This window comes from Saprospiraceae bacterium (genome assembly GCA_016712145.1).
Taxonomy (GTDB): Bacteria; Bacteroidota; Bacteroidia; order Chitinophagales; family Saprospiraceae; genus Vicinibacter.
The window spans coordinates 1,063,337-1,087,142 of record JADJRO010000001.1 but is presented as its reverse complement, the minus strand read 5'-3'; the positions used below and the strand labels follow the sequence as shown (position 1 = coordinate 1,087,142).

Annotated in this window: 38 protein-coding genes and 1 pseudogene; 33 read left to right on the top strand and 6 right to left on the bottom strand. The window is 37.5% G+C overall.

The features are described 5' to 3' along the window. Nucleotides 1-41 precede the first annotated feature (41 nt). The gene (locus IPK91_04825) at nucleotides 42-1,061 is read left to right on the top strand and encodes a hypothetical protein (GenBank protein ID MBK8296597.1); all 1,020 of its coding nucleotides are present in this window, start codon (nucleotides 42-44) and stop codon (nucleotides 1,059-1,061) included. A 117-nt stretch (nucleotides 1,062-1,178) separates the two neighbouring features. On the opposite strand, the gene IPK91_04820 is transcribed toward IPK91_04825, so the two are convergent. Genes IPK91_04820 through IPK91_04810 form a run of 3 tightly spaced genes read right to left on the bottom strand, consistent with a single transcriptional unit; the run spans nucleotide 1,179 to nucleotide 3,566 of the window. Further along, nucleotides 1,179-1,871, bottom strand: a complete 693-nt coding sequence (locus tag IPK91_04820) for an HAD-IA family hydrolase (GenBank protein MBK8296596.1) — start codon at nucleotides 1,869-1,871, stop codon at nucleotides 1,179-1,181. A 2-nt stretch (nucleotides 1,872-1,873) separates the two neighbouring features. Further along, nucleotides 1,874-3,265 (bottom strand): amidohydrolase, encoded by a 1,392-nt coding sequence (locus IPK91_04815; GenBank protein ID MBK8296595.1) that lies wholly within the window; start codon nucleotides 3,263-3,265, stop codon nucleotides 1,874-1,876. Beyond that, nucleotides 3,252-3,566, bottom strand: a complete 315-nt coding sequence (locus tag IPK91_04810; protein MBK8296594.1) for a hypothetical protein — start codon at nucleotides 3,564-3,566, stop codon at nucleotides 3,252-3,254. The genes IPK91_04815 and IPK91_04810 overlap by 14 nt, the downstream gene beginning before the upstream one ends. Between IPK91_04810 and IPK91_04805 the strand changes: the two genes are divergently transcribed. Next, nucleotides 3,558-4,565 carry a polyprenyl synthetase family protein gene (locus tag IPK91_04805; protein MBK8296593.1) on the top strand — a complete coding sequence of 336 codons (1,008 nt, stop codon included), beginning with the start codon at nucleotides 3,558-3,560 and terminating at the stop codon, nucleotides 4,563-4,565. The genes IPK91_04810 and IPK91_04805 overlap by 9 nt on opposite strands. A 32-nt stretch (nucleotides 4,566-4,597) precedes the next feature. On the opposite strand, the gene IPK91_04800 is transcribed toward IPK91_04805, so the two are convergent. The 3 genes from IPK91_04800 to IPK91_04790 form a co-directional block, all read right to left on the bottom strand. Next, nucleotides 4,598-5,623, bottom strand: a complete 1,026-nt coding sequence (locus tag IPK91_04800; GenBank protein MBK8296592.1) for a CapA family protein — start codon at nucleotides 5,621-5,623, stop codon at nucleotides 4,598-4,600. A 108-nt stretch (nucleotides 5,624-5,731) separates the two neighbouring features. Next, complete coding sequence (locus IPK91_04795) at nucleotides 5,732-6,403, bottom strand: hypothetical protein (GenBank protein ID MBK8296591.1); 672 nt, start codon at nucleotides 6,401-6,403, stop codon at nucleotides 5,732-5,734. Nucleotides 6,404-6,672: 269 nt separating this feature from the next. Continuing rightward, nucleotides 6,673-7,140, bottom strand: a complete 468-nt coding sequence (locus IPK91_04790) for a GNAT family N-acetyltransferase (protein ID MBK8296590.1) — start codon at nucleotides 7,138-7,140, stop codon at nucleotides 6,673-6,675. Nucleotides 7,141-7,315: 175 nt separating this feature from the next. Between IPK91_04790 and IPK91_04785 the strand changes: the two genes are divergently transcribed. From IPK91_04785 to rpsD, 31 genes and pseudogenes are all read left to right on the top strand, one after another. Continuing rightward, nucleotides 7,316-7,690 (top strand): 30S ribosomal protein S12, encoded by a 375-nt coding sequence (locus IPK91_04785; GenBank protein MBK8296589.1) that lies wholly within the window; start codon nucleotides 7,316-7,318, stop codon nucleotides 7,688-7,690. Nucleotides 7,691-7,718: 28 nt separating this feature from the next. Next, complete coding sequence (gene rpsG / locus IPK91_04780; GenBank protein MBK8296588.1) at nucleotides 7,719-8,186, top strand: 30S ribosomal protein S7; 468 nt, start codon at nucleotides 7,719-7,721, stop codon at nucleotides 8,184-8,186. A gap of 26 nt (nucleotides 8,187-8,212) precedes the next feature. Further along, on the top strand, nucleotides 8,213-10,366 hold the full coding sequence (fusA, locus tag IPK91_04775; GenBank protein ID MBK8296587.1) for an elongation factor G: 2,154 nt from the start codon (nucleotides 8,213-8,215) through the stop codon (nucleotides 10,364-10,366). Between the two features lie 41 nt (nucleotides 10,367-10,407). Continuing rightward, nucleotides 10,408-10,716: a 30S ribosomal protein S10 gene (rpsJ, locus tag IPK91_04770; GenBank protein ID MBK8296586.1), complete on the top strand. Its 309-nt coding sequence runs from the start codon at nucleotides 10,408-10,410 to the stop codon at nucleotides 10,714-10,716. An 83-nt stretch (nucleotides 10,717-10,799) separates the two neighbouring features. Continuing rightward, entirely contained in the window at nucleotides 10,800-11,423 is a 624-nt protein-coding gene (gene rplC / locus IPK91_04765) for a 50S ribosomal protein L3 (protein ID MBK8296585.1), read from the top strand. A gap of 4 nt (nucleotides 11,424-11,427) precedes the next feature. Further along, complete coding sequence (gene rplD / locus IPK91_04760; protein ID MBK8296584.1) at nucleotides 11,428-12,054, top strand: 50S ribosomal protein L4; 627 nt, start codon at nucleotides 11,428-11,430, stop codon at nucleotides 12,052-12,054. Between the two features lie 12 nt (nucleotides 12,055-12,066). Then, complete coding sequence (gene rplW / locus IPK91_04755) at nucleotides 12,067-12,357, top strand: 50S ribosomal protein L23 (protein MBK8296583.1); 291 nt, start codon at nucleotides 12,067-12,069, stop codon at nucleotides 12,355-12,357. An 18-nt stretch (nucleotides 12,358-12,375) separates the two neighbouring features. Further along, on the top strand, nucleotides 12,376-13,206 hold the full coding sequence (gene rplB / locus IPK91_04750) for a 50S ribosomal protein L2 (protein MBK8296582.1): 831 nt from the start codon (nucleotides 12,376-12,378) through the stop codon (nucleotides 13,204-13,206). Between the two features lie 11 nt (nucleotides 13,207-13,217). Beyond that, nucleotides 13,218-13,481, top strand: a complete 264-nt coding sequence (gene rpsS / locus IPK91_04745) for a 30S ribosomal protein S19 (protein MBK8296581.1) — start codon at nucleotides 13,218-13,220, stop codon at nucleotides 13,479-13,481. A 25-nt stretch (nucleotides 13,482-13,506) separates the two neighbouring features. After that, nucleotides 13,507-13,875 (top strand): 50S ribosomal protein L22, encoded by a 369-nt coding sequence (rplV, locus tag IPK91_04740; protein ID MBK8296580.1) that lies wholly within the window; start codon nucleotides 13,507-13,509, stop codon nucleotides 13,873-13,875. Between the two features lie 19 nt (nucleotides 13,876-13,894). After that, nucleotides 13,895-14,707, top strand: a complete 813-nt coding sequence (gene rpsC, locus IPK91_04735) for a 30S ribosomal protein S3 (GenBank protein ID MBK8296579.1) — start codon at nucleotides 13,895-13,897, stop codon at nucleotides 14,705-14,707. 48 nt (nucleotides 14,708-14,755) lie between these two features. Further along, nucleotides 14,756-15,187 carry a 50S ribosomal protein L16 gene (gene rplP / locus IPK91_04730; GenBank protein ID MBK8296578.1) on the top strand — a complete coding sequence of 144 codons (432 nt, stop codon included), beginning with the start codon at nucleotides 14,756-14,758 and terminating at the stop codon, nucleotides 15,185-15,187. A 10-nt stretch (nucleotides 15,188-15,197) separates the two neighbouring features. Beyond that, entirely contained in the window at nucleotides 15,198-15,404 is a 207-nt protein-coding gene (gene rpmC / locus IPK91_04725) for a 50S ribosomal protein L29 (protein ID MBK8296577.1), read from the top strand. A gap of 9 nt (nucleotides 15,405-15,413) precedes the next feature. Beyond that, complete coding sequence (rpsQ, locus tag IPK91_04720) at nucleotides 15,414-15,671, top strand: 30S ribosomal protein S17 (GenBank protein ID MBK8296576.1); 258 nt, start codon at nucleotides 15,414-15,416, stop codon at nucleotides 15,669-15,671. A 15-nt stretch (nucleotides 15,672-15,686) separates the two neighbouring features. Then, entirely contained in the window at nucleotides 15,687-16,052 is a 366-nt protein-coding gene (rplN, locus tag IPK91_04715; GenBank protein MBK8296575.1) for a 50S ribosomal protein L14, read from the top strand. 31 nt (nucleotides 16,053-16,083) lie between these two features. Then, nucleotides 16,084-16,395, top strand: coding sequence for a 50S ribosomal protein L24 (gene rplX / locus IPK91_04710; protein MBK8296574.1), 312 nt, complete (start codon nucleotides 16,084-16,086; stop codon nucleotides 16,393-16,395). After that, the gene (gene rplE, locus IPK91_04705; protein MBK8296573.1) at nucleotides 16,395-16,952 is read left to right on the top strand and encodes a 50S ribosomal protein L5; all 558 of its coding nucleotides are present in this window, start codon (nucleotides 16,395-16,397) and stop codon (nucleotides 16,950-16,952) included. The genes rplX and rplE overlap by 1 nt, the downstream gene beginning before the upstream one ends. 25 nt (nucleotides 16,953-16,977) lie before the next feature. Next, complete coding sequence (gene rpsN, locus IPK91_04700) at nucleotides 16,978-17,232, top strand: 30S ribosomal protein S14 (GenBank protein ID MBK8296572.1); 255 nt, start codon at nucleotides 16,978-16,980, stop codon at nucleotides 17,230-17,232. A 23-nt stretch (nucleotides 17,233-17,255) separates the two neighbouring features. After that, nucleotides 17,256-17,663, top strand: coding sequence for a 30S ribosomal protein S8 (gene rpsH, locus IPK91_04695; GenBank protein MBK8296571.1), 408 nt, complete (start codon nucleotides 17,256-17,258; stop codon nucleotides 17,661-17,663). A 14-nt stretch (nucleotides 17,664-17,677) separates the two neighbouring features. Next, nucleotides 17,678-18,229, top strand: a complete 552-nt coding sequence (gene rplF, locus IPK91_04690; GenBank protein MBK8296570.1) for a 50S ribosomal protein L6 — start codon at nucleotides 17,678-17,680, stop codon at nucleotides 18,227-18,229. Between the two features lie 26 nt (nucleotides 18,230-18,255). Continuing rightward, a complete protein-coding gene (gene rplR / locus IPK91_04685; protein ID MBK8296569.1) occupies nucleotides 18,256-18,612 on the top strand; it encodes a 50S ribosomal protein L18 in 357 nt (118 codons plus the stop codon). 24 nt (nucleotides 18,613-18,636) lie between these two features. After that, nucleotides 18,637-19,158 carry a 30S ribosomal protein S5 gene (gene rpsE / locus IPK91_04680; protein ID MBK8296568.1) on the top strand — a complete coding sequence of 174 codons (522 nt, stop codon included), beginning with the start codon at nucleotides 18,637-18,639 and terminating at the stop codon, nucleotides 19,156-19,158. Nucleotides 19,159-19,175: 17 nt separating this feature from the next. After that, nucleotides 19,176-19,355 carry a 50S ribosomal protein L30 gene (gene rpmD, locus IPK91_04675; protein MBK8296567.1) on the top strand — a complete coding sequence of 60 codons (180 nt, stop codon included), beginning with the start codon at nucleotides 19,176-19,178 and terminating at the stop codon, nucleotides 19,353-19,355. 5 nt (nucleotides 19,356-19,360) lie between these two features. Then, nucleotides 19,361-19,807, top strand: a complete 447-nt coding sequence (gene rplO / locus IPK91_04670) for a 50S ribosomal protein L15 (GenBank protein MBK8296566.1) — start codon at nucleotides 19,361-19,363, stop codon at nucleotides 19,805-19,807. A gap of 9 nt (nucleotides 19,808-19,816) precedes the next feature. Beyond that, a pseudogene (gene secY, locus IPK91_04665) lies at nucleotides 19,817-21,171 on the top strand (preprotein translocase subunit SecY). Nucleotides 21,172-21,182: 11 nt separating this feature from the next. Further along, nucleotides 21,183-21,983: a type I methionyl aminopeptidase gene (map, locus tag IPK91_04660; protein MBK8296565.1), complete on the top strand. Its 801-nt coding sequence runs from the start codon at nucleotides 21,183-21,185 to the stop codon at nucleotides 21,981-21,983. A gap of 33 nt (nucleotides 21,984-22,016) precedes the next feature. After that, entirely contained in the window at nucleotides 22,017-22,235 is a 219-nt protein-coding gene (infA, locus tag IPK91_04655) for a translation initiation factor IF-1 (protein ID MBK8296564.1), read from the top strand. 6 nt (nucleotides 22,236-22,241) lie between these two features. Next, nucleotides 22,242-22,358, top strand: a complete 117-nt coding sequence (gene rpmJ / locus IPK91_04650) for a 50S ribosomal protein L36 (protein MBK8296563.1) — start codon at nucleotides 22,242-22,244, stop codon at nucleotides 22,356-22,358. Between the two features lie 18 nt (nucleotides 22,359-22,376). Further along, nucleotides 22,377-22,754 (top strand): 30S ribosomal protein S13, encoded by a 378-nt coding sequence (gene rpsM, locus IPK91_04645; protein ID MBK8296562.1) that lies wholly within the window; start codon nucleotides 22,377-22,379, stop codon nucleotides 22,752-22,754. A 21-nt stretch (nucleotides 22,755-22,775) separates the two neighbouring features. Further along, nucleotides 22,776-23,162 carry a 30S ribosomal protein S11 gene (rpsK, locus tag IPK91_04640; protein ID MBK8296561.1) on the top strand — a complete coding sequence of 129 codons (387 nt, stop codon included), beginning with the start codon at nucleotides 22,776-22,778 and terminating at the stop codon, nucleotides 23,160-23,162. Between the two features lie 24 nt (nucleotides 23,163-23,186). Then, nucleotides 23,187-23,798 carry a 30S ribosomal protein S4 gene (gene rpsD / locus IPK91_04635; GenBank protein MBK8296560.1) on the top strand — a complete coding sequence of 204 codons (612 nt, stop codon included), beginning with the start codon at nucleotides 23,187-23,189 and terminating at the stop codon, nucleotides 23,796-23,798. The last annotated feature ends 8 nt before the right edge of the window (nucleotides 23,799-23,806 follow it).

The window sequence follows — 23,806 nt, the reverse complement described above, 5'->3', positions numbered from 1 at the left end:
TTTTAATTTCGTTGTTTGGTTATCAAATAAAAAAGTAAAATATGCAACTAACCCGGTTTTCTAGAATTCTCATCGTATTATTGATTTTAGGGCTTGTTTTTTTAGCCTATCAAAAATTCGCACCCTCATTGCAGGAAAAATTTGGGGCCGTTCAATCAACTGAAGAACCTGCACAGAATGAGAATACAACTCCCGAATCGCAGCTTCCCGATGCAAATGCATCTAAACAAGGCGAAAATACTGCTGCCGCGGCTAGGCCATCTTTTGACTATCAAGCTCCAGAACCTGTAAATGGCAGTTTAAAAGGAGTGGTGGAATTAGGGGCTGCTGGGTTTAATTCGTTTATAGTGCGTATTGATAAAGATAAAAACTGGAAGTTGGAAAAATCAGAATTTGGTTCCAGCTTGGTTCATGAACACATGGCAACAGACGATGATGTGCGTGGAGGACTTAAAAACTATATTAGGGGAATGCTGGATTTTGGAGTTCCTGGAAAGGACATCCATTTTGTGGTAAGTTCCGGTGCAAAATCTGAACCGAATGTGGTTAAAATATCGAATGGTCTGAAGGCCTTGGGATATTTCGTCAACGAGGTGACTCCCCAACAGGAAGGAACCTTTGGCTTGAAATGCGTGATGCCTGCAAGCCTTGAGTCTGAATCCTTTATGGTGGATATTGGTTCAGGAAACACCAAAATTTCTTGGAAAACCGGAACAGCAATTCAAGCTTTGGAATCCCATGGGTCAAAGTATTTTCAAAAAAACTTGACAGACGATCAGGTTTACACGGATGTGCGTAAAACAATTTCAAAGATACCTTCAGCAAACAGAGGTTATTGTTTTATAATAGGTGGAATTCCCTTCGAATTGGCTAAACAAGTCCGCACTGGAAAAGAGCGTTATACGGTATTAAATGCCCCAGCTGATTACAAAGTAAACGGAGAGAAACAACGTGCTGGAATTAACATTTACAAAGCGATAGCTGAAGAAACCGGATGTAAGAAATTCGTTTTTGACTGGGATGCTAATTTTACAATCGGGTTTTTACTTGGTTTAAAATAACTTTTGCAATCAGATTGTTTGCTATTGATTTATAGAAACCTGCAATTGTGAAGATTCTTCATATTGTAATATTCAAGCATTTCGTTGGATCTTTTCATGATTTCAGAAAATAATGAATTACATGATCCGAAACCAATTGATGACTTCATATGCTTTGATCCTTTTAAAATCTGGAAATACCTGATCTGCATCCTGGAATTTTTCAAAATCACCAATGCAAACAATTTTCATTTTGGCCCTGATGGCAGCTTCCAATCCGAGTTGTGAATTTTCAAATACAATGCATTGTTTTACTGGATATTTGAACCTTTCTGCTACAGTTAAATAAATAGATGGATCAGGTTTTGGAGGCGAAGCCTGATTTCCATCCATAACTAGCTGAATCATAGGCTTTAAGCCGGTTTGTTCAATTACAAAGTGGGCATTTACATTTTCTGAAATAACTGCAATCGGAATTTGAATGCGTTTTGCACCAACCAAAAAATTTCGTACACCGGGCAACAAATCATCTTCATTGAGATATCGAATGTTGTGGAGATATTTTTGATTCTTTTTTATTATGATTTCATCGCGATCGGAAATAGGAAGCGAAATTTTTGACGATTTCAAGAGATGATTTAAAAATTCTGCATCACGAAGACCTTGTAATTTGTAAAATTGAGTTTGATTTAAGTCAATGTTAATTTCTTTTAATTGTTCTTGCCAGCTTGTATAATGGGCAAATAAACTGTCTGTTAACAGTCCATCCAGATTCATTAAAAACAAATAACCCTGAGGCCCTTTTTGATCAAGTAAATTAACAGATTTCAAGATTAATTAATTGAGCGTTCTTTTCCACCAAAAATTAATTTAGTCACTTTACATCCGGCCACCTCTGCATCATTACATTCCAGCAAGTTCCTATCCAAGATTATAAAATCAGCAAGCTTTCCAACTTCAAGACTGCCTTTAATAGATTCTTCAAATGCAGCATAAGCATTCCAGATGGTATAAGACCGTAAGGCTTCGATCCGATTCATTTTTTGTTCAGGAAAGAACTCCAGTCCGTTGTCCAATCGCTTTCTGGTAATGGCAGCATACATGCATTCAAAAGGATTTACAGACTCTACCGGACAATCTGTACCATTTGCTAAATGTGCTCCAGCATTTAATAAAAATCTCCAGGCATAAGCTCCTTGTCGGGCTCTTTCAAATCCAAGTCGTTTGATTACAAATGGCGCATCTGATGTGCAATGGATTGCTTGCATGGAGGCAATGACGCCTAAAGTTTTAAAACGGGGTATGTCTAATGAATCCAAATGTTGAGCATGCTCGATTCGCCAGCGTTGATCGTAGTTTGATGATTTTAATTGGTTTTCAAATACGTTTAGTATTTCTCTGTTTCCACGATCGCCAATTCCATGTACACAAAGTTGGAGTCCTTTCTGCTTGCAGGTTGTAGCAATCTGTTGAAGTTTTGAAATGGGCAAGGTGTTTTGCCCATAAAAATCAGATTTATCAGCATAAGAGGCGAGTAGCCAGGCACCATAGCTTCCCAGTGCTCCATCCAAATAGGCTTTGACTGCTTTACAACTAAACGATTGATTCTGATTCATTGGAATTGGTAATTGGTCGAGATCAGTTAAAGTGCTGTCCGTATCATTCAGCAACATGACGTAAAGCCTTATGGAAAGTTGTTGTGAATCACAAAGTGATTTCAATGCCCGAATTTCTTCCAAACTGCTGCCAGCATCCTGAAAACTAGTAATCCCAAATTGATTGCATAAGGTATTTGCATGGTATGCCTGTAATTTTAATAAATCCAGTTGCTGGCTTTTGGTTTTTTGTTGAAAGGACTGTTGAAATGCATTGAATATCAAATTCATGGCATTTTCTTCAAAGACTCCGGTGAGTTTTCCACTTGCATCTTTTACAATTCGACCTCCAGCAGGTGAATTGGTTTCAGAATTTATTGAAGCAAGTTCCATCGCTTTTTGATTTGCGATTAATGCATGACCACTGGCATGTTTTAAAATAACAGGATTATCAGGGCTTATTTTGCTGAGATCATCATGAAATGGGTAACCATTTACTGTTAAGCCAGGATTTTCATTCCATTTTTCCTGATGCCACCCCATACCCTCAAGCCATTCACCTTCAGGGATCGTTTTTAATTTTTCAGCAACCTTTTGGGTAATTTCATTCCAATTTTTAGTTTGAAGCAAATTTAAATTCAAAACACTCTTGCCTAAACTTAAAAAAATGACCATGCCCTTCAATCAATCCGGGCATCACAAATTGACCTTCCAAGTCATTCATTTGCGTAACATCCGATTTGAATTTGAGAATGTCTTGATCAGTCCCAACTGCCAGAATCTGCCCTTTTTTTATAGCCAGGGCCTGAACAACTGCATCTTTAGAATCAGCGGTATAAATTTTACCGTTGAAAAATATACTGTCCGCTTTTTCTTCTACCTTGCATTGAACAAAGAAAATAATCAGTATCAATCCATATTTTTGAATCATCAGCATGCCCATTTTATTATGACAAATGTAAATTCAATCGGCGAGTTACTCAAATCCTTTGAAATGTATATGGCCAAAGTTCAATGGACTAAACAACCTGTTGAATTGTATGATCCGGTAACGTATATCTTATCGATAGGCGGGAAACGACTTCGGCCAATTACCTTATTATATCTGGTTGATATTTTAAAAGGGGATAAGCTCCGTGCACTGGATGCGGCTTATGGTATCGAACTTTTTCACAATTTCAGCTTGATCCATGATGATATTATGGATGCATCTTCCAAGCGAAGAAGTTTTGATACAGTTCATGTGAAATATGGACAAAATGAAGCCATATTGTCGGGCGATTTAATGTTGATTGAAAGTGTTTCATTTATACAGAAGGCGCAAGCCGGAGATACTAAAATCAACTTGATGGATTTATTTTTAAATACGGCACGCGAAGTTTGCGAAGGCCAGTCTCTGGATATGAGTTTTGAAATCAAGCTGGATGTTTCATTGGAACAATATCTGGAGATGATTCGACTTAAAACAGCTGTTTTATTGGCGTGTTGCTTTGGGTTGGCTGCCAAAATTTCTAAACGTGAAGATTTAACAAATGCGCTCTACTCACTTGGAATTCAAATAGGATTGGCATTTCAATTGGAAGATGATTGGTTGGATTTTTATTCTGAAACCACGGATTTTGGTAAAATAAAGGGAGGAGACATTCTGAGGGCAAAAAAATCAGCTTTGATTTTAGAATTGTGTGAAGCCATGAATACGGAAGTTCGTAAAGAATTTCTAGAAAAATACGTAACGGGTAATGATCCAGCAAAACGCTTACAGGAAGTCGCCTCCTTGTTGAATCAATATTCAATTAAAGAAAAACTAAAGCAGCGGATTACGAATTATAAATTAAAAGCACAATCCGTATTAGATGATTTATATATAAACGACGAACAAAAAAATGAATTAAAACTTTGGATGCAATTTATTTTAGATCGACGGCATTAGTTTGATTGCAGATTCTCTTAACTTACTTCGTGTTAAAATTTTAAATAATTCAGCATTTCGAGCCGTCTTTTAGCATAATTGAGTTCGGAGCACAATTTAATTCGAATTTCATTTTTAGGGATTTCTTGATGTGTATAATAATAACTACAAGATACCAATTTTGGTTTAACATGTTTTAAAGACATTCCAGCAATCAAGAAAGCTCCATGCCATTGATTGGAATTAAAAATATCATAACAAAAATTGCCTAAGGAAAATGCAATTAATTTTTGTTCATTTTCAAATGGGATCAATTCTGCAGGTTGTGGACAATGGGTATGATTTCCAATAATCATATCCCAGGTATTTAATAAATTATATGCAAAATCCTGATGTTTCTTAATGGGGTAGCGTTGCATTTCGTAGCCCCAATGAGGTAAAAAAATATTAAAATAATTTTTTGAAATATTCCGATTAATTTCTTCATGCATTTGGTAAGTAAAGCGGTTGATCACATTAAATTCCTGATTGGACCAAAGTGATGCACTGTAAAATCGGATATTATTTAGTTCAAAAAACGGATTTTCACGATATCCAAAAATAGGAAAATTATTCCGGTTTAAATATTCCAGATGTTTATAAAATGCATTTTCTCCAAAATCACCGGAATGATTATTGGCCACATTCAATAGTATAGGTCCCTGATAAATTGTTCTGAGCTTTTCTAAGATTTCCGGATGATGAACTTGTGCTAAAAACCGCTTCGAATCTGTAATGACACCTTCAAAATTTACTACAAGCAAATCAAGTGATTTCAAGTGGTCTGATAATTCAGGAGATAAAACAAAATTTTTACCATTAATAGGCATTAAGTCTCCTATAAATCCAATATTAAAGTCAGAAGGTTCTGAAAGAATTTGAAGTTGTTCAGGACTGATTTCAAAATGAAAGTTGTTGCGATATTGTGTCCGTGGAGTTAAAATTCTGTATTGAAATAATTCTAAAATTTCTGCAACCGAAAGTCCGGAAGACCACCAATAAAATTTTTCTTGTTCAACTCCATTTTTAATTTCTGACATGATCATGTATTAATAAAATCATGTGAATGTAATTTGAACTATTGAACTAGATTGAAATAAAACATATGCAGAATTAAAAATCATTTTTTAAAATACAAGAATATTAATTTATAATTTAAATTTCCACAAAGGGGGCAATTCATCATCTTTCGAATTGGAAGTACTCACCTTGTCATAAATTTCAGGATGCGTGTAATAATAAAATCTTCTAAGGAAATAACAGACAAGATATGAAATCACGATAGCACCTAAAATATCAATGGTGTAATGAATGTGTTGAATCAAAATTAATGGAATGATCAAACTTAAACTACACAAATGAAATATTTTTTGATTAGGAGTTTTAGCAAAGAAATACAAAATATACATTGCGGACGTATGACCTGAGAAAAACAAATCTTTGCTATAGATTTTGCCTGAATAAACAACGGCTCCTAAAATCGCATCTTTTAACGGGACATACCCTTCAGGTGGTTCTAAAGGCAATAAATAAATAGTGAAAAGTCGAATGGTCTGAAGAAGAAGAAAAGCAGCAATTACATTAACCATGGTATCGTAATTCCTGATATTGAAAAATAAAAACACACCGATGCTGAAATATTGAATTAGAAATACAAACAATGCAACATTATGTGAAGGAATAATATTAAGTAAATAATCATTAAGCAGGGCACCGGGGCGGGATTCAAAATAATGGATGGCATGCGGATGAATGGCCGTATAAATTACGCTCATTACAATTAGTATGAGGATGGTAATATGTTTTTTGTAGCGTTTCATGCGTCCGATATACTGATCCTATTGTCTTAATTTAAATTTTATCGAATTGAAATCCGAGTCAAGAAGATCAGAATTGTGTCGAAAATATTGAATTTAAAAATTGATTCAAAATTTTCTTTTAAGCGCAGTCCGATTAGGGATTGGATTATATGATTGCCTGTAGTCATATATTCGGGCAAATATATATAAAATATCTATCGGTGGTTAGAATCCTGTCGAATTAGAAGGCAGATCGAAATTCAGCCAAATTCAATTTATCCAACATCTGGTTAAAGGGGTTCAAACTCGATGATTCCATTTTCCCAACCAGAGATAAATTTAGTGGAGTAGTGGCGATAGAAATTTTTAGCGGGTTCATTCCAATCCAAGACTTGCCACTTTAATTTTCGGGCTCCTTGAACTTTTGCTTCTTTAATAAATGCCTCAAAAAGGATACGGCCCAATCCAAATCCTCTAAAAGACTCTTTAACAATAAAGTCCTCTAAATACATTGTTTTGCCACCCCAGGTTGAAAAATAGGGAAAGTATAAGCACATTCCGAGGATTCCAAAATTCGGGTGTTCTGCTAATAACACCTGAAACAGACCAGTTTGAAGCCCATTTTGGTAATCTGAAGGCTCCGTTTTTACCTCATGGGCAGCTTTTTCATAAACCGCCAGTTCTTTTACTAGGTCCAGAATAGCTTGTGCATCCAGCGCTGTAGCCTTCCGAAGGCAAATCTCTTTTATAAAATCCATGGTTTCTGATGGTTATGTGTGTTAAGGTCTTGCAAACTTATTGAATAAATATGCAATTGGATTTTGCTATTTATCGAAAGAGTTCTATTTTTGCGTCTCCTTATGGGATAGGTATGTCATAAGGCGTTGAAAATCTGTTATATATAAAATATTAAAATTAAGTACAAGCCAATTTATGCCTACTATTAACCAGCTAATTCGGAAAGGAAGGGAAAAAGTTGTGTACAAAAGTAAATCTCGTGCACTGCAATCCAACCCTCAAAAAAGGGGTGTTTGCACCAGAGTTTATACTACAACTCCCAAAAAGCCAAATTCCGCTTTACGTAAAGTGGCCAAAGTTCGTTTGACCAACGGTATTGAAGTTATTTGTTATATACCAGGTGAAGGCCATAACCTTCAAGAGCACTCAATTGTGTTAGTAAGAGGGGGAAGGGTAAAAGATCTTCCAGGAGTACGTTATACCATTGTTCGGGGTGCATTAGATACAGCCGGGGTAAACAACCGGAAAAAAAGCCGTTCGAAGTATGGTTCTAAAATGCCTAAAAAATAATTTGATAAAATCTCTTTTTCAATAGTCCATGAGAAAACATAAACCAAAGAAACGAATTATAGAAGCCGACCCGCGTTTCAATGATCCACTGGTAACTCAATTCGTAAATAATATGATTTGGGAAGGTAAAAAAAGTACCGCCTATAACATATTCTATAAGGCTATGGATACAGTTGAAACGAAAACAACTGAAAATCCACATGAAGTTTGGCAAAGAGCTCTTAATAATGTAATGCCTCATATTGAGGTAAAACCTAAACGTATTGGAGGAGCCACTTTTCAAATTCCTCAAGAAATGCGTCCAGCTAGAAAAATATCCACCGCCATTAAATGGTTAATTAAATATTCAAGAGCACGTGCTGGTAAAGGAATGGCAGACAAATTAGCCAATGAGGTTATTTCAGCAAGTAAAAATGAAGGTGCGGCTGTTAAAAAACGGGAAGACACCCATAAAATGGCTGAATCCAATCGTGCATTTGCCCATTTTAAATCGTAATTCAATAGAATATTAAGTAAGTAGGAATGTCAAGGGATTTAAAATATTTGAGAAACATAGGGATTGCAGCACACATTGACGCAGGCAAAACAACTACTACAGAACGTATATTATATTATACAGGTCTCACGCATAAAATTGGAGAGGTTCATGATGGTGCAGCAACTATGGACTGGATGGCCCAAGAGCAAGAGCGTGGAATTACCATTACTTCTGCTGCCACTCAGACAAATTGGATTTGGAAAGATTCTCCTTATATCGTAAATATAATCGATACACCAGGTCACGTTGACTTTACAGTCGAAGTAAACCGGTCTTTAAGGGTATTGGATGGCCTTGTTTTCTTATTTAGTGCCGTCGATGGGGTAGAACCTCAAAGTGAAACCAATTGGAGATTAGCTGACAATTATAAGGTGCCTCGCTTGGGATTCGTAAATAAAATGGATAGACAAGGTGCTGACTTTTTTAATGTCATCAGTCAGGTTAAATCCATGTTAGGTTCTAAAGCCGTTCCATTACAAGTACCAATCGGTTCAGAAGAGCATTTTAAAGGAGTCGTTGATTTAATAACAAATAAAGCCATTGTTTGGGATGAAGAATCTCGTGGCATGACGTATCAGGAAATTCCAATTCCAGCAGAAATTGCTGAACAAGTGCATACCTGTCGTCAAGAATTAATAGAATCGATTGCGGAATATGATGATGATCTGATGGTCAAGTTTTTTGACAATCCAGACAGCATTACAGAAGAAGAAATGATCAAAGCGATCCGTGCTGCAGTTTGCGATATGAAATTCGTACCCATGCTGTGTGGTTCTGCTTTTAAAAATAAAGGAGTTCAAGCGGTATTAGATGCTGTTTGTGCATTTTTACCATCTCCATTGGATGTGGAAGCGGTTAAAGGAACACATCCGAAAACGGATGAAGAATTATGGAGAAAACCATCAGTAACAGAGCCATTTGCAGCGCTAGCTTTTAAAGTTGCAACAGACCCTTTTGTTGGAAGACTTGTATTTATGCGGGTTTATTCCGGGAAACTGGATGCAGGTTCCTATGTAATGAAAGTGCGTTCTGAAAAAGACCGGGTCAATATGGATAAAGAGCGAATATCAAGAATATTCCTGATGCACGCAAATGACCGTAAATCAATTGATTCTATCGAAGCTGGAGACATTGCTGCGGCAGTAGGTTTTAAAGATATTAAAACAGGAGATACTCTTTGTGATGAGAATCATCCAATTATTCTTGAAGCAATGAATTTCCCTGAACCGGTAATTTCCATTGCAATTGAACCTAAAACACAAAAAGATCAAGATAAATTAGGGATGTCTTTGGCAAAATTGGCTGAAGAAGATCCAACGTTCAGGGTATTTACAGATGAAAACACCGGCCAGACGATTATTAGTGGTATGGGTGAATTACACCTGGAAATTATTGTAGATCGTTTGAGAAGAGAGTTTGGTGTTGAATGCAATCAAGGAGCTCCTCAAGTAAATTATAAAGAAACACTTACCAAAACCATTACCCACCGCGAGCGACTCAAAAAGCAAACTGGAGGTTCCGGTATGTTTGCCGATATGGAATTTGAAATTGGCCCAGCGGATGAAGTGTTTCTTGAAAGTGATGAATATAAAAATGGCAAAACCAGGATGCAATTTGTTTGGGATGTATATGGTGGAGCCATTGATAAAACATATATAGCCCCAATTACCAAGGGATTTGATTCAATGATGAATAACGGTATTTTGGCTGGCTATAACATCGAAAACATGAAAATCAGGGTTTTTGATGGGTCTATGCACGCGGTCGACTCTAAGCCACAGGCATTTGAATTGTGTGCTAAAGACGGTTTCCGGGAAGCTGCGCCAAAAACAGGTCCGCAGTTAATGGAACCGATTATGAAATTAGAGGTGATCACACCTGAAGATTATGTTGGTCCGGTTATTGGGGACTTAAACCGTCGTCGGGGGATGCCTAAAGGACAAGAGCAAAGAATGGGTGGTGCTGTAGCAATTCAAGCAGATGTACCGCTTTCAGAAATGTTTGGGTACGTAACACAATTGCGTACAATTACGTCCGGACGTGCGAGTTCGACCATGGAATTTTCACATTATGCACCAGTGCCAAAGCAAATTGCAGAAGATGTAATTGCAAAGGCAAAGGGTTCAGTTAAAGTATAAAACGTTTAATAAATAAATAAAAAAACAAATTAGTAATAGGCATGAATCAAAAAATTCGGATCAAACTTCGTTCTTACGACCATAACCTGGTTGATAAAAGTACGGAGAAAATTGTAAAAACCGTGCGCAACAGCGGTGCTGTAGTTGCCGGTCCGATTCCGCTGCCAACTGAGAAAGAAATATTTACCGTGTTGCGCTCGCCACACGTGAATAAAAAAGCTCGGGAGCAGTTTCAACTTCGGACGCACAAGCGCCTTATCGAGATTTACACACCCACCAATAAAACGGTGGATGCATTGTCAAAACTCGAATTGCCGAGCGGGGTGGATATTCAGGTTAAATTATCCTGATCCATTATTAATCCTAATTTTTTATTCAGCATCTTTTCACTTGTTGGAAAGGTGATTTAAAAACAATTAAAATATCACGTATCGTGAATGGAATAATTGGAACGAAAATCGGAATGACCAGCATCTATGGTGCAGACGGTAAATTTATTGCCTGTACTGTTGTAGAAGTTTCTCCAAACGTGGTCACTCAAGTTAAAACAGAAGAATCGGATGGTTATTCTGCTTTACAGTTTTCTTATGGTGAAGCAAAGGCAAAAAATGCCAACAGAGCCATAACCGGACACTTTGCCAAAGCAAACACAGGTCCAAAGAAGAATTCATTTGAATTCAGGGATTGCTCTTTGAATAAAGGACTTGGCGAAGAAGTTAGTTTGATGGACATCTTTAATGAAGGGGACACCATACATGCTTCTGGTATATCAAAAGGAAAGGGATTTCAAGGGGTAGTTAAAAGACATGGGTTTAGTGGAGTTCAAAATGCTACCCACGGTCAACATAACAGACAACGGGCTCCAGGTTCAATTGGTGCATCTTCTTATCCATCAAAGGTGGTCAAAGGATTGCGTATGGCCGGACAAACAGGAACTGACAACATTAAAGTGCGAAATTTGAAAATTGCTCGCATTTTGGCAGATAAGAATTTATTATTGGTTAAAGGAGCCATTCCAGGTCACAAAGGCTCTATTGTTATCATAGAAAAAAAGTAATCGCATGAAATTGGATATACTTAGCGTAAATGGTTCCAGCACGGGAAGAAGTATCGAACTTCCTGAAAGTGTTTTTGGAATTGAACCAAATGAGCATGTCTTATACCTGGCGGTAAAAGAATATTTGGCAAATCAACGTCAGGGAACACATGATTCAAAAGAGCGTCATGCGGTTGCTAGATCAACTCGTAAAATAAAGAGACAAAAAGGAACCGGTGGAGCCAGAGCAGGTTCAATGAAGAATATCATGTTTAAGGGTGGAGGTCGTGCCTTCGGACCGCATCCTAGAGATTATTCTCAAAAGTTGAATAAGAAAGTAAAGGTATTAGCTCGAAAATCAGCACTTTCTCAAAAAGCTTCTGCAAATGGGATCGTGGTTGTTGAAGATTTTAACATCAACGCTCCTAAAACAAGTGAGTTTGTAGGAATTGTGAAAAATCTCAATATGGTGAATGTAAAGTCCTTATTTGTTACACCAGACTATAATGAGAATATACATCTGTCTTCCAGAAACATTCCATATGCTGCATTGCAGGTAGCAAAGGATTTAAGTACCTATGATATATTAAATTGCAAAAAACTGGTATTGTTGGAATCTAGTATTACTAAAATAGCAGAAACGCTTGCATAAATTATTAGAATCATGAAGCAAATAATTATAAGACCAATGATTACGGAGAAAGCTGAAAAACTTTCTACCAAAAGAAATCAATACACTTTTGTTGTTGCAAGAGATGTCAATAAAATTGAAGTATCAAAAGCAATAGAGAAAATGTATAACGTTTCTGTAGAATCAGTAAATACCCTGATGATGCCCGGCAAAGCTAAATCCAGAAACTCCAGAAATGCAGTGATCAAAGGACGCAAGCCATCCTATAAAAAAGCAATGGTTACCTTGAAAGCAGGTGATGAAATAAACATATTTGGTGAATAGTATTAATCAAATCAGACTATGCCAGTTAAAAAATTAAATCCCATTACGCCCAGCATGCGTTTTCGCGTGCAGCTGACTCATGAAGAGTTAACTACCGATCGTCCTGAAAAATCATTGGTAGAAAGTATCTCTTCAACAGGCGGAAGAAATAATCAGGGCCACCGGACTATGAGAAATCGTGGAGGTGGTCATAAAAAGCAATATCGTAAAATTGATTTTCACAGAGATAAGGATGGTATTCCAGGAACTGTGAAAACAATTGAGTACGATCCAAACCGTTCAGCACATATTGCATTGATCAATTATGCAGATGGGGAAAAACGATACATTGTTGCGCCACATGGATTAAAAGTTGGGGCAAAAATTTTAAGTGGAAAAACAGCCACTCCTGATGTAGGAAACACCCTGTTTCTTGGAGATGTGCCGCTCGGTTCCAGTATTCATGCCATTGAATTGCATCCTGGACAAGGAGCTACGATGGTACGAAGTGCCGGTACTGCTGCAACGATGATGGGAAAAGAAGATCGCTACGCAGTAATTAAAATGCCTTCTGGTGAAATCCGAAGAATTTTAACAACCTGTAAAGCTACTATGGGATCTACTTCAAATCCAGATCACAGTTTGGAGGTAGTAGGGAAAGCAGGAAGAAACAGATGGTTTGGTTGGAGACCACGGACCAGAGGGGTTGCAATGAACCCAGTCGATCACCCAATGGGTGGAGGTGAAGGACGTGCATCCGGAGGACATCCTCGTTCCAGAAATGGTCAATTTGCAAAAGGAGCAAAAACCAGATCGCGGAATAAGCAATCGTCTAAACTTATTATAACAAGAAGAAAAACAACTAATTAATAGGAATTCCTATGGCAAGATCAATTAAAAAAGGTCCATTTGTACATCATAAGTTGATGGAAAAAATCCAAAAATCAAAAGGAGCCGGTAAAAAAACCGTGATCAAAACCTGGAGCAGGGCTTCTATGATTATTCCGGATATGGTTGGGGAAACCATTGCGGTACATAATGGAAAAACGTTTGTTCCGGTTTATGTGACGGAAAATATGGTTGGACATAAATTAGGTGAATTTTCTCCAACGCGTACATTTAGATCACACGCAGGTAACAGATAAACTTAAATAAAGCAAAATAAATAATATGGAAGCTGTAGCCAAATTGAGAAACTGCCCAATGTCTCCTAGGAAAATGAGACTTGTGGTGGATTTGATCAGAGGTAAAAATGTAAACGACGCACTCAATATATTGAAGTTTACCAAAAAGGAAGCATCAATTTGGCTTGAGAAGTTGTTGCTTTCTGCCATTAATAACTGGGAGCAGAAACATGGAGAAGGCGGTGCGGAAGCAGCAAAACTTTATGTTAAAACAGCATTTGTGGATGGGGGCATGGTTATCAAACGATTTCAACCCGCACCTCACGGACGTGCACATAGAATTCGCAAACGCAGAAACCATGTTACACTTATTGTTGCAGGGAGTCAGGCTATTAATACACAATCAGAAAATTAAAATTTAAAATAAATTCTCAATGGGTCAAAAAGCAAATCCGATAGGCAATCGCTTAGGTATTATCCGAGGCTGGGAATCCAATTGGTTTGGTGGTAGGAACTTTGCACAAAAAGTAGTGGAAGATGAAAAAATCCGAATCTATTTAAATGCTCGTATCGCCAAAGGAGGAGTCGCCAGAGTGATCATTGAACGAACACTGAAGAGAATTACAGTGTCCATTCAAACATCAAGACCGGGTATTATCATAGGTAAAGGAGGTAGTGAAGTAGATAGCTTGCGTGAAGAATTGAAAAAACTCACCAATCAAGATATTCAAATCAATATCATTGAAATTCGGAAACCTGAATTGGATGCTGCGATCGTTGCAGAATCAATTGCAAAACAAATTGAATCCCGTATCAACTATCGAAGAGCCGCTAAAATGGCTATTCAATCAACCATGCGGGCAGGAGCAGAGGGAATTAAGATTAGAATTTCCGGTCGTTTAAATGGTGCGGAGATGGCCCGTTCTGAAGAATACAAAGAAGGACGGATTCCATTGCACACGTTTCGTGCAGATATTGATTATTCTATTAAAGAAGCACAAACCGTTTATGGAAAAATAGGAATTAAAACCTGGATCTGTAAAGGGGAGGTGTTTGTAAAAAGAGATCTTTCTCCATTGGTTGGATTAGAAAAGAAGGAAACCAAACCAGGAATGGGTGGTGGAAACCGTAGAGGTGGTAATGACCGGGGAGATCGTGGAGGGGATCGCGGAGACCGCAGAGGGGGAAGTGATCGTGGAGGTGATAATCGTAGAGGCGGAGGTGGAGACCGTGGACGAAGAAAATAGGTTTAATAATTTATCGTAATTTTGCGACTCTTTTTTAAAAATAAGATCATGTTACAACCAAAGCGCCTGAAATACAGGAAACAGCAGAAAGGAAGAAATAAGGGAATGGCTCACCGTGGAAGTACCATAGCTTTTGGCACATATGGCTTAAAATCAATGGATTCTGCTCGTTTAACCAGTCGGCAAATTGAAGCCGCAAGGGTGGCTATGACCAGACATATGAAAAGAGAAGGGACGGTTTGGATTCGAATTTTTCCAGACAAACCCATCACATCCAAACCTGCAGAGGTTCGTATGGGAAAAGGTAAAGGGGCCTTGGATCATTATGTAGCTGTAATCAAACCAGGTACCATCCTTTTTGAAATGGACGGCATTCCTTATGATGTTGCTGTAGAAGCTTTTGCACTTGCAGCTCAAAAATTACCAATAAAAACGAAAACGATTGTACGAAGAGAATTTCAAAATCTTGCAACCGCTTAAATAAACTGACATGGCATTAAGAAAATATGAGGTATTTACCGGAATGAATCAGGAGACGCTTGAGAAAGATCTTACCGGTGCACTAAATCAATTGCATTCATTAAAACTGGAGCACAAAGTAAAAGGGCTGCAAAATCCAAAGCAAATCCTCTTTTTAAGAAGAGAAATTGCAATGATGAAAACTGAATTAACTAAACGATCAACAGTACAAGCATAATACGCAATTATAATGGAAAGAAATCTTCGAAAGCAAAAAGTGGGAGTGGTCAGTAGCAATAAAATGGCCAAAACTATCACAGTTAAGGTTGAGCGAAGTTTGTTGCATGACAAGTATGGCAAACGAATGAATAAGAGTAAAAAATATTTTGCTCATGATGAAAACAATGAGTGTACAATAGGCGACTTGGTTCGTATTATGGAAACCAGACCGCTCAGCAAGAATAAATGCTGGAGACTCGTAGAAATTATTAAGAAAGGAGAATAATAAATTTAAGCAGCGATGATACAACAAGAATCAAGACTAAACGTAGCGGATAATAGTGGTGCAAAAGAAGTGCTCTGTATTCGTGTGTTAGGTGGAACCAAAAGAAGATATGCTTCTATTGGAGATAAAATCGTTGTAACGGTAAAATCAGCTACACCAGGTGGTGTAAAAAAAGGTACTGTTTCAAAAGCGGTGATTGTTCGAACCAAAAAAGAAATTCGTCGTAAAGACGGTTCTTATATCCGTTTCGATGATAATGCGGTAGTACTCTTAAATGCTGCTGACGAACCAAGGGGTACACGTATATTCGGGCCAGTTGCACGGGAGCTTCGTGAAAAAGATTATATGCGGATTGTTTCATTAGCTCCAGAAGTACTCTGATTATTTTACAAGATTAATTTGAATAGGAATTATGAAATTTAAAATAAAAAAAGGCGATAAAATCCGGGTCATTTCCGGTTCCAATAAAGGAAAGGAAGGAATCGTAAGCCAGATTGTAAGTGAAAAAAACAGGGCAGTTGTTGAAGGGATCAATATTGTTAAAAAACATATGAAACCTACAAACAACAACCCAGGTGGAATTGTAGAATTTTCAGCTCCAATTCACATATCCAATTTGTCTTTGTTAGACCCAAAGAGTGGAAAACCAACACGTGTAGGTTATGAAATTCGCAATGACCAAAAAGTACGTGTTTCTAAAAAATCAGGTGAAATAATTAAGTGATGAGTTACACAAACAGACTTAAAGCACATTATCAAAAAAATGTAGTTCCGGTATTGATGGAAACGTTTCAATACTCTTCTATTATGCAGGCTCCTAAATTGGTGAAAATAAGCATCAATCAAGGAGTAGGAAGTGCAACCCAGGATAAAAAATTAGTGGATATTGCAGTGAATGAAATCACGACGATTACTGGTCAGAAAGCAGTTGCCACCCAATCTAAAAAAGCAATCTCTAACTTTAAATTAAGAGAAAAAATGCCCATTGGCGCAAAAGTAACTTTGAGAAGCGACCGGATGTATGAATTTATGGATCGACTCATTACAGTAGCGTTGCCTCGTGTTCGGGACTTTAGAGGAGTTTCTGATAACAGTTTTGATGGAAGAGGGAATTATACATTGGGGATTACAGAACAAATCATTTTTCCTGAAATCGATTTAGATAAAATTAATAAGATTGCAGGAATGGACATCACGTTTGTTACTACAGCAAAAACAGATGCGGAAGCTTTTGAATTGCTAAAACATATGGGTATGCCTTTTAAAAATCAAAAAATTTAAGTTTCGTTTTTATGTCTAAAAATCAATTATAGCAAGACAGGCAAAGCGTGAACGTGTGGTAGCAAAATACCATGATGTGCGTGCTCAACTTAAAAAAGACCATGACTATGATGGACTTTCAAAATTGCCAAGAGATGCATCTCCGGTACGTTTAAAAAACAGATGTGGGCTCACAGGTCGTCCAAAAGGATTTATGCGTCGTTTCGGACTATCACGAAATGTATTTCGTTTGATGGCTTTAGATGGAAAGATTCCTGGTATCGTAAAAGCAAGTTGGTAATTTTAAATTTATAAATTAGTATTATGTCAATTGTAACAGATTCAATCGCAGATTACCTAACCAGAATTCGCAATGCGCAGTTAGCTGGTTTTCGGATCGTAGATATTCCTGCATCCAATACAAAGAAAGCGATTACGGAAATACTCTATAAAAGTGGTTATATTTTAAAATATAAATTTGAGGATTCTGAAAACAAGCAAGGCTTGATCCGCATTGCCTTAAAATATGATCCTGTTTCAAAATTACCCATTATTAGAGAATTAAAACGGGTGAGTAAACCTGGAAGAAGAGTTTACAGTAATGTGGATGAATTACCACGTATTATAAGCGGTCTTGGAATATATATTGTTTCAACTTCAAAAGGACTTTTAACTGACAAAGAAGCAAAGAAAGAAAATGTTGGTGGGGAAGTACTTTGTTACATATATTAATAAATTGATTTAAGATGTCAAGAATAGGAAAAAAGTTGATTCCAATCCCTAACGGAGTGGAAATTAAAATTGATAAATCGACTGTCACGGTTAAAGGTCCTAAAGGGTCGTTGACTCAGGCGATTGATCCGGATATGAAAGTCACAACAGAAGATGGAAATATCAGCATCAGTAGACCCACAGAACAAAAGAGACACAAATCGCTTCATGGCTTAACCCGTGCATTAGTAAGTAATATGGTCACTGGAGTAAATGAAGGCTTTACAAAACAAATGGAATTGGTCGGTGTGGGTTTCAGGGTTTCGAATACAGGAAATTTATTGGAATTGTCTATTGGTTATTCACATCCAATCTTGTTTTATATACCCAGTGAATTAAAAGTGGAAACGATCACAGAAAAAGGTTCGAATCCTAAAATAATATTAAAAGGTTCTGATTTGCAATTAATCGGTCAGATCTGTGCTAAAATACGTTCATTCAAAGCACCTGAACCATTTAAAGGGAAAGGTATCAAATTTACTGGTGAAGTTCTTCGTAGAAAAGCTGGTAAATCTGCAGGTAAGTAATAATTAGTTTTTTAATCGGTAATTCGATTGACATGAAAAAAAATAAAGATACACAACGTCAAAAGATAAGATTTAGAATTCGCAAATCAGTTGTCGGAACTCCAGAGCGTCCGAGATTGGCGGTATTTAAAAGCAATACGGCAATTTATTGTCAACTTATTGATGACACAGCAGGAAAAACATTGTGCGCAGCTTCATCCAGTGATAAAAGCTTGGGAAAAGCAAGCAAAAGTGATCTTGCAAAAAAGGTTGGAACGTTGATAGCCAGCAAAGCTAAAAGTATAAATATCGATGCAGTGGTTTTTGATCGCGGTGGATTTTTATATCATGGCAGAATTAAAGCATTGGCTGAGGGAGCCCGTGAAGGTGGATTAAATTTTTAAAATTAAATTTCTATAATAAAGATCATGGCAAAATCGCATGTAGTACGAGTTAAGGCAGCTGGTGAAACGGAGTTAAAAGAAAAACTGGTTAACTTAAACAGGGTAGCAAAAGTTACCAAAGGAGGTAGAACCTTCAGCTTTTCGGCATTGGTTGTAGTAGGAGATGGCCACGGAATTGTAGGCCAGGGAATTGGAAAAGCTAGAGAAGTTTCTGATGCAATTTCTAAAGCGGTAGATGATGCAAAGAAAAATTTAATCAAAGTCCCAATTCAAAAAGGGACCATCGCACATGAACAAAAAGGAAAATTCGGTGCCGGTCGGGTATTTATAAAGCCAGCAGCAGATGGAACAGGAGTTATAGCAGGTGGAGCGATGCGAGCTGTATTGGAAATTGCCGGAATTCATAACGTATTAGCAAAATCAATTGGTTCTTCCAATCCGCACAATGTTGTAAAAGCAACCTTGGATGCTCTGACAAAAATCAGAAGTCCCTATGAAGTTGCAAAGCAGCGTAAAATTGAATTGATAAAAGTATTTGAAGGTTAATAATTTAGTATTGAATCATGGGAAAGATAAAAATTACTCAGTCTAAAAGCGTTATTAAAACGAGCGAAAGACAAAAATTGACCATAAGAGCATTGGGCTTAAGAAACCCTCATGATTCTGTTGAAGTTGAATCAACGCCACAGATCTTGGGAATGGTTAATAAAGTTAAACATCTTGTTCAAGTTGAAAAGATATAAGTATCATGGAATTACACAATCTTAAACCGGCTAAAGGAGCCATCCATAAGGAAAAACGTATTGCTAGAGGTGAAGGATCCGGTCACGGAGGAACCTCAGGAAAAGGACATAAGGGTATGAAAGCCCGTTCTGGGGCAACAACCACTAAAGGGTTTGAAGGGGGTCAAACACCGCTGCAAAGACGTATTCCGAAATTTGGATTTAGAAACATCAACCGGATTAATTATAAAGAAGTCAACCTTGATACACTTTCTAACTATGCAGAAAGATATCAGGTAACTGAAATAAATCAGGAATTTTTTAATTCCAACAAAATTTTTAATGTCAACGACAAAATAAAAATTTTGGGACGTGGAGAAATTACTAAGGCTTTCAAATTAAGAGTACATGCATGCACTGCTTCTGCTAAAACCAAAATTGAAGCAGCAGGTGGATCCATCGAACTCATTTAACTTTTCTGAATGAAAAAATTAATTGAAACTTTAAAGAATATCTGGAGCATTCAAGAGCTAAGGGATAAGATTATTTATACGCTTACCTTGCTTATAATTTTCAGAGTAGGATCATTTATCGTATTACCGGGAGTTGATCCTTCAATATTGAATCAAAAAGCATCAAATTCTGCAAATAGCTTGTTTGGATTAATTAATAGCTATACAGGTGGTGCTTTTGATAAGGCGTCTATTTTTGCATTGGGGATTATGCCCTATATCACGGCTTCCATTATTGTTCAGTTATTAGGTTTTGCTGTGCCATATTTTCAAAGACTTCAACAAAAGGAAGGAGAGTCCGGCCGCAAAAAATTAAGTCAAATCACAAGGATCCTTACGGTGTTTATTACCCTGGTTCAGGGTGGTGGATATTTGACCTATGTAAAATCCATGGGTGCCGTTGATCCAAATGTTAGCGCGTTCATTTTCTGGTTTTCCAATAGTATCATTCTGGCTACGGGTACAGTATTCTGTATGTGGCTGGGTGAACGGATTACAGATCGCGGAATTGGAAATGGTACTTCATTGATCATCATGATCGGGATTATTGCATCCTTGCCATCTGCGTTTGCATTCGAATTGAATTCACAGTCATTTTTACTCTTTTTATTGGAGATTATCATTCTATTCCTGATTGTAATAGCCACGATCCTGGTCATTCAGGGAGTCAGAAAAATACCCATTCAATTTGCAAAGCGAATGGTAGGAAGAGGTACCGGTTCGATGCCAATGGCTACCAACCGGGATTACATTCACTTAAAGTAAATGCAGCCGGTGTTATGCCGATCATTTTTGCCCAGGCTATATTGTTTTTGCCATTGACAGCAGTACAATATATGACCTCAGATCCAACATTAGGAACTACAGGGGTAATGCATACTTTGACAGATCCTTATGGGTTTTGGCATAATTTTCTGACTTTTATTCTGGTTGTTGGGTTTACCTATATCTATACCGCTTTAATTGTTAATCCTCAGAATTATGCCGAATATCTTAAACGGCAGAATGCATTTATTCCAGGAATTAAACCTGGAGAAGATACAGAAGAATACATTGATACGACTACTACCCGGATTACTTTGCCAGGGGCCATTTTCTTAGGTTTTTTAACGATACTTCCTTCCATTGCAGTGGTATTTGGTGTAAATCCACAATTTGCAAGATTCTTTGGTGGGTCTTCCGTTCTGATCATGGTAGGGGTTATTCTGGATACCTTGTCTCAAGTGGAATCTTATTTACTCATGAGAAAATACGATGGCTTGGTGAAATCAGGAAGAATTGAAGGACGCTTTAGTCAAGGAGTTGGTCCGATTGTAAACGGTTAATCGAGAATTGAATGATTTACCTCAAAACAGAAGAGGAAATCGAAATAATGCGAATTAGTTCGCTGCTGGTTTGTGCAACGTTAGCAGAAGTTGCGAGCCTTTTGAAACCAGGGATTTCTGGCCTGGCTTTGGATAAAAAAGCAGAAGAATATATAAGAGATCATAAAGCATTTCCGGCATTTAAAGGTTTTCACGGTTTTCCTGCCAGTTTGTGCATTTCAATTAATGAACAAGTGGTGCATGGAATTCCATCAAAGGAACCTATAAAAAGTGGGGATGTCGTTTCTGTAGATTGTGGAGTGTGTTTGAATGATTTTTATGGAGATTCAGCATACACCTTTGTGGTGGGAGAAGTTGCCCCTGAAATTTTACAATTATTGAAGGTGACGGTAGAATCCTTAGAACTTGGAATTAAGGAAGCCAAATTTGGAAACCGAGTTGGAGACATCAGTCAGGCCATTCAAGATCACACAGAAGGAAAATATGGCTATGGTGTTGTTCGGGAATTGGTTGGACATGGAATTGGAAAACAATTGCATGAACCCCCAGAGATTCCAAATTTTGGAAAAAAGGGTCGTGGGCTGGTTCTAAAAGAAGGATTGGTCATTGCGATAGAACCCATGATTAATTTGGGCACCCGAAGAGTCAAGCAACTTAAAGACGGGTGGACCATGGTTACTCAGGACAAAAAACCTTCCGCACATTTCGAACATACCGTTGCAGTTCGAAGGGATGGGGGAGAAAAGCTTTCAGATCACAAAATCATTGAAAAATCTGTGAAAAATAACATAGAATTGACAAAAATTGATTAAAAAGATAGATATTTGCACTCCGAAAATTTTAAGATGACCAAAAAGAACCTGATTACCCAGGATGGTACGATAGAAGAAGCACTTTCAAATGCCATGTTTAGGGTAAGACTTCAGAACGATCATCTTATAATTGCGACAATTTCGGGCAAAATGCGGATGAATTATATAAGAATTCTTCCCGGTGACAAAGTATCGGTTGAAATGAGCCCATACGACTTGTCAAGGGGGAGAATTACCTATAGATATAAATAAAAAGAAATGAAAGTAAGAACCTCCATTAAAAAAAGAACAGCTGACTGCAAGTTTGTACGTCGGAAAGGGAAGTTGTATATAATCAACAAGAAAAATCCTAAATTCAAACAACGTCAAGGTTAATTCAAAACAAGAAATTCTATGGCACGTATTGCAGGGGTTGATTTACCAAGAAATAAAAGAGGAGTTGTAGGCTTAACCTATATCTATGGGATAGGTTCGACTACAGCTAAAAACATATTGTCCAAAGTTGGGATCGGAGAAAGTGTCCGGGTTCAGGAATGGTCAAATGATCAAGTCCAATCAATTGCAAAATTGATTCAGGAAGAAATTAAAGTCGAAGGGGAACTTCGATCAGATGTCCAATTGAGTATTAAACGATTAATGGACATTGCATGCTACCGTGGAATCCGTCACAGAAAAGGCCTTCCAGTTCGTGGTCAGCGTACAAAAACCAATGCGCGTACTAGAAAAGGAAAGCGTAAAACCGTGGCAAACAAGAAAAAAGCAACCAAGTAATATTATTTATTCCATTCATTTATGGCAAAAGGAAAAAAGGTTAAAAAGAGAAAAGTTAAAGTTGATTCTGAAGGAATTGCATTCATTCAAGCAACTTTTAACAATATCATTATTTCATTGTGCAATAAAGCAGGTGAAGTTATTTCGTGGTCAAGTGCCGGTAGATCTGGTTTTAGAGGTTCAAAAAAGAATACCCCATTCGCTGCACAAATGTCTGCAAATACAGCTGCGGCTACTGCATTTGATGCCGGTATGCGCTCTGCAGAAGTATTGGTAAAAGGTCCTGGTTCAGGTCGTGAAGCTGCCATTAGAGCATTGGATAGTTCTGGAATTAAAATCACTAAAATTATTGACACGACACCGATTCCGCATAATGGTTGCAGACCTCCTAAACATCGTAGAGTATAATCCTTCAATAGTAGAAATTAAGATATGGCGAGATATACAGGCCCGGTTACTAAAAAATCAAGATCGTTCGGACAGTCTTTGACTGGTTATGATAAGTCTTTTGAAAAGAAAAAATATGCTCCGGGGCAACATGGTCCTTCCCGTAAAAAGAAGCAAAAATCAAACTATGCTTTGCAGCTGATTGAAAAACAAAAAGCTAAATATACCTATGGCGTTTTAGAACGTCAATTTAGAAATATATTCCATGATGCACATAAGAAAGAAGGTGTAACTGGTGAAAACTTATTCCAATACTTGGAAGCACGTCTTGATAATACCGTATACCGGATGGGGATTGCTCCAACCCGGAAAGGGGCTCGTCAAATGGTTTCACACCGTCACATCAATGTAAATGGAAAATTGGTAAATATTCCATCATTCCGTTTAAAACCGGGTGATGTATTAACCGTAAGAGGAAAATCTCAAGGATTGGAATTCATCAAGCACCACGTTGCTCAAAAAACCGATACACGCAAATTTCCTTGGTTGGAATGGAATGCTGATAAGATGGAGGGTAAATTTCTTCAATATCCTAATCGCGAGCAGGTACCAGAACCAATCAACGAACAATTGATTGTCGAGTTGTATTCTAAGTAATCCTATTA

Coding starts and splice junctions, on each gene's coding strand:
- rpmJ (MBK8296563.1), top strand. CDS start 22,242: ATGAAAGTAAGAACCTCCATTAAAAAAAGAACAGCTGACTGCAAGTTT.
- rpsK (MBK8296561.1), top strand. CDS start 22,776: ATGGCAAAAGGAAAAAAGGTTAAAAAGAGAAAAGTTAAAGTTGATTCT.
- rplO (MBK8296566.1), top strand. CDS start 19,361: ATGGAATTACACAATCTTAAACCGGCTAAAGGAGCCATCCATAAGGAA.
- rpsS (MBK8296581.1), top strand. CDS start 13,218: ATGGCAAGATCAATTAAAAAAGGTCCATTTGTACATCATAAGTTGATG.
- IPK91_04800 (MBK8296592.1), bottom strand. CDS start 5,623: ATGTCAGAAATTAAAAATGGAGTTGAACAAGAAAAATTTTATTGGTGG.
- rpsM (MBK8296562.1), top strand. CDS start 22,377: ATGGCACGTATTGCAGGGGTTGATTTACCAAGAAATAAAAGAGGAGTT.
- rpsG (MBK8296588.1), top strand. CDS start 7,719: ATGAGAAAACATAAACCAAAGAAACGAATTATAGAAGCCGACCCGCGT.
- map (MBK8296565.1), top strand. CDS start 21,183: ATGATTTACCTCAAAACAGAAGAGGAAATCGAAATAATGCGAATTAGT.
- rpsE (MBK8296568.1), top strand. CDS start 18,637: ATGGCAAAATCGCATGTAGTACGAGTTAAGGCAGCTGGTGAAACGGAG.
- rplV (MBK8296580.1), top strand. CDS start 13,507: ATGGAAGCTGTAGCCAAATTGAGAAACTGCCCAATGTCTCCTAGGAAA.
- infA (MBK8296564.1), top strand. CDS start 22,017: ATGACCAAAAAGAACCTGATTACCCAGGATGGTACGATAGAAGAAGCA.
- rplD (MBK8296584.1), top strand. CDS start 11,428: ATGAAATTGGATATACTTAGCGTAAATGGTTCCAGCACGGGAAGAAGT.
- IPK91_04825 (MBK8296597.1), top strand. CDS start 42: ATGCAACTAACCCGGTTTTCTAGAATTCTCATCGTATTATTGATTTTA.
- fusA (MBK8296587.1), top strand. CDS start 8,213: ATGTCAAGGGATTTAAAATATTTGAGAAACATAGGGATTGCAGCACAC.
- rplB (MBK8296582.1), top strand. CDS start 12,376: ATGCCAGTTAAAAAATTAAATCCCATTACGCCCAGCATGCGTTTTCGC.
- rplW (MBK8296583.1), top strand. CDS start 12,067: ATGAAGCAAATAATTATAAGACCAATGATTACGGAGAAAGCTGAAAAA.
- IPK91_04795 (MBK8296591.1), bottom strand. CDS start 6,403: ATGAAACGCTACAAAAAACATATTACCATCCTCATACTAATTGTAATG.
- rpsH (MBK8296571.1), top strand. CDS start 17,256: ATGTCAATTGTAACAGATTCAATCGCAGATTACCTAACCAGAATTCGC.
- rpsJ (MBK8296586.1), top strand. CDS start 10,408: ATGAATCAAAAAATTCGGATCAAACTTCGTTCTTACGACCATAACCTG.
- rpmD (MBK8296567.1), top strand. CDS start 19,176: ATGGGAAAGATAAAAATTACTCAGTCTAAAAGCGTTATTAAAACGAGC.
- rpmC (MBK8296577.1), top strand. CDS start 15,198: ATGGCATTAAGAAAATATGAGGTATTTACCGGAATGAATCAGGAGACG.
- IPK91_04785 (MBK8296589.1), top strand. CDS start 7,316: ATGCCTACTATTAACCAGCTAATTCGGAAAGGAAGGGAAAAAGTTGTG.
- IPK91_04790 (MBK8296590.1), bottom strand. CDS start 7,140: ATGGATTTTATAAAAGAGATTTGCCTTCGGAAGGCTACAGCGCTGGAT.
- rpsD (MBK8296560.1), top strand. CDS start 23,187: ATGGCGAGATATACAGGCCCGGTTACTAAAAAATCAAGATCGTTCGGA.
- rplF (MBK8296570.1), top strand. CDS start 17,678: ATGTCAAGAATAGGAAAAAAGTTGATTCCAATCCCTAACGGAGTGGAA.
- rplN (MBK8296575.1), top strand. CDS start 15,687: ATGATACAACAAGAATCAAGACTAAACGTAGCGGATAATAGTGGTGCA.
- IPK91_04810 (MBK8296594.1), bottom strand. CDS start 3,566: ATGATTCAAAAATATGGATTGATACTGATTATTTTCTTTGTTCAATGC.
- rplP (MBK8296578.1), top strand. CDS start 14,756: ATGTTACAACCAAAGCGCCTGAAATACAGGAAACAGCAGAAAGGAAGA.
- rpsC (MBK8296579.1), top strand. CDS start 13,895: ATGGGTCAAAAAGCAAATCCGATAGGCAATCGCTTAGGTATTATCCGA.
- rplX (MBK8296574.1), top strand. CDS start 16,084: ATGAAATTTAAAATAAAAAAAGGCGATAAAATCCGGGTCATTTCCGGT.
- rplE (MBK8296573.1), top strand. CDS start 16,395: ATGAGTTACACAAACAGACTTAAAGCACATTATCAAAAAAATGTAGTT.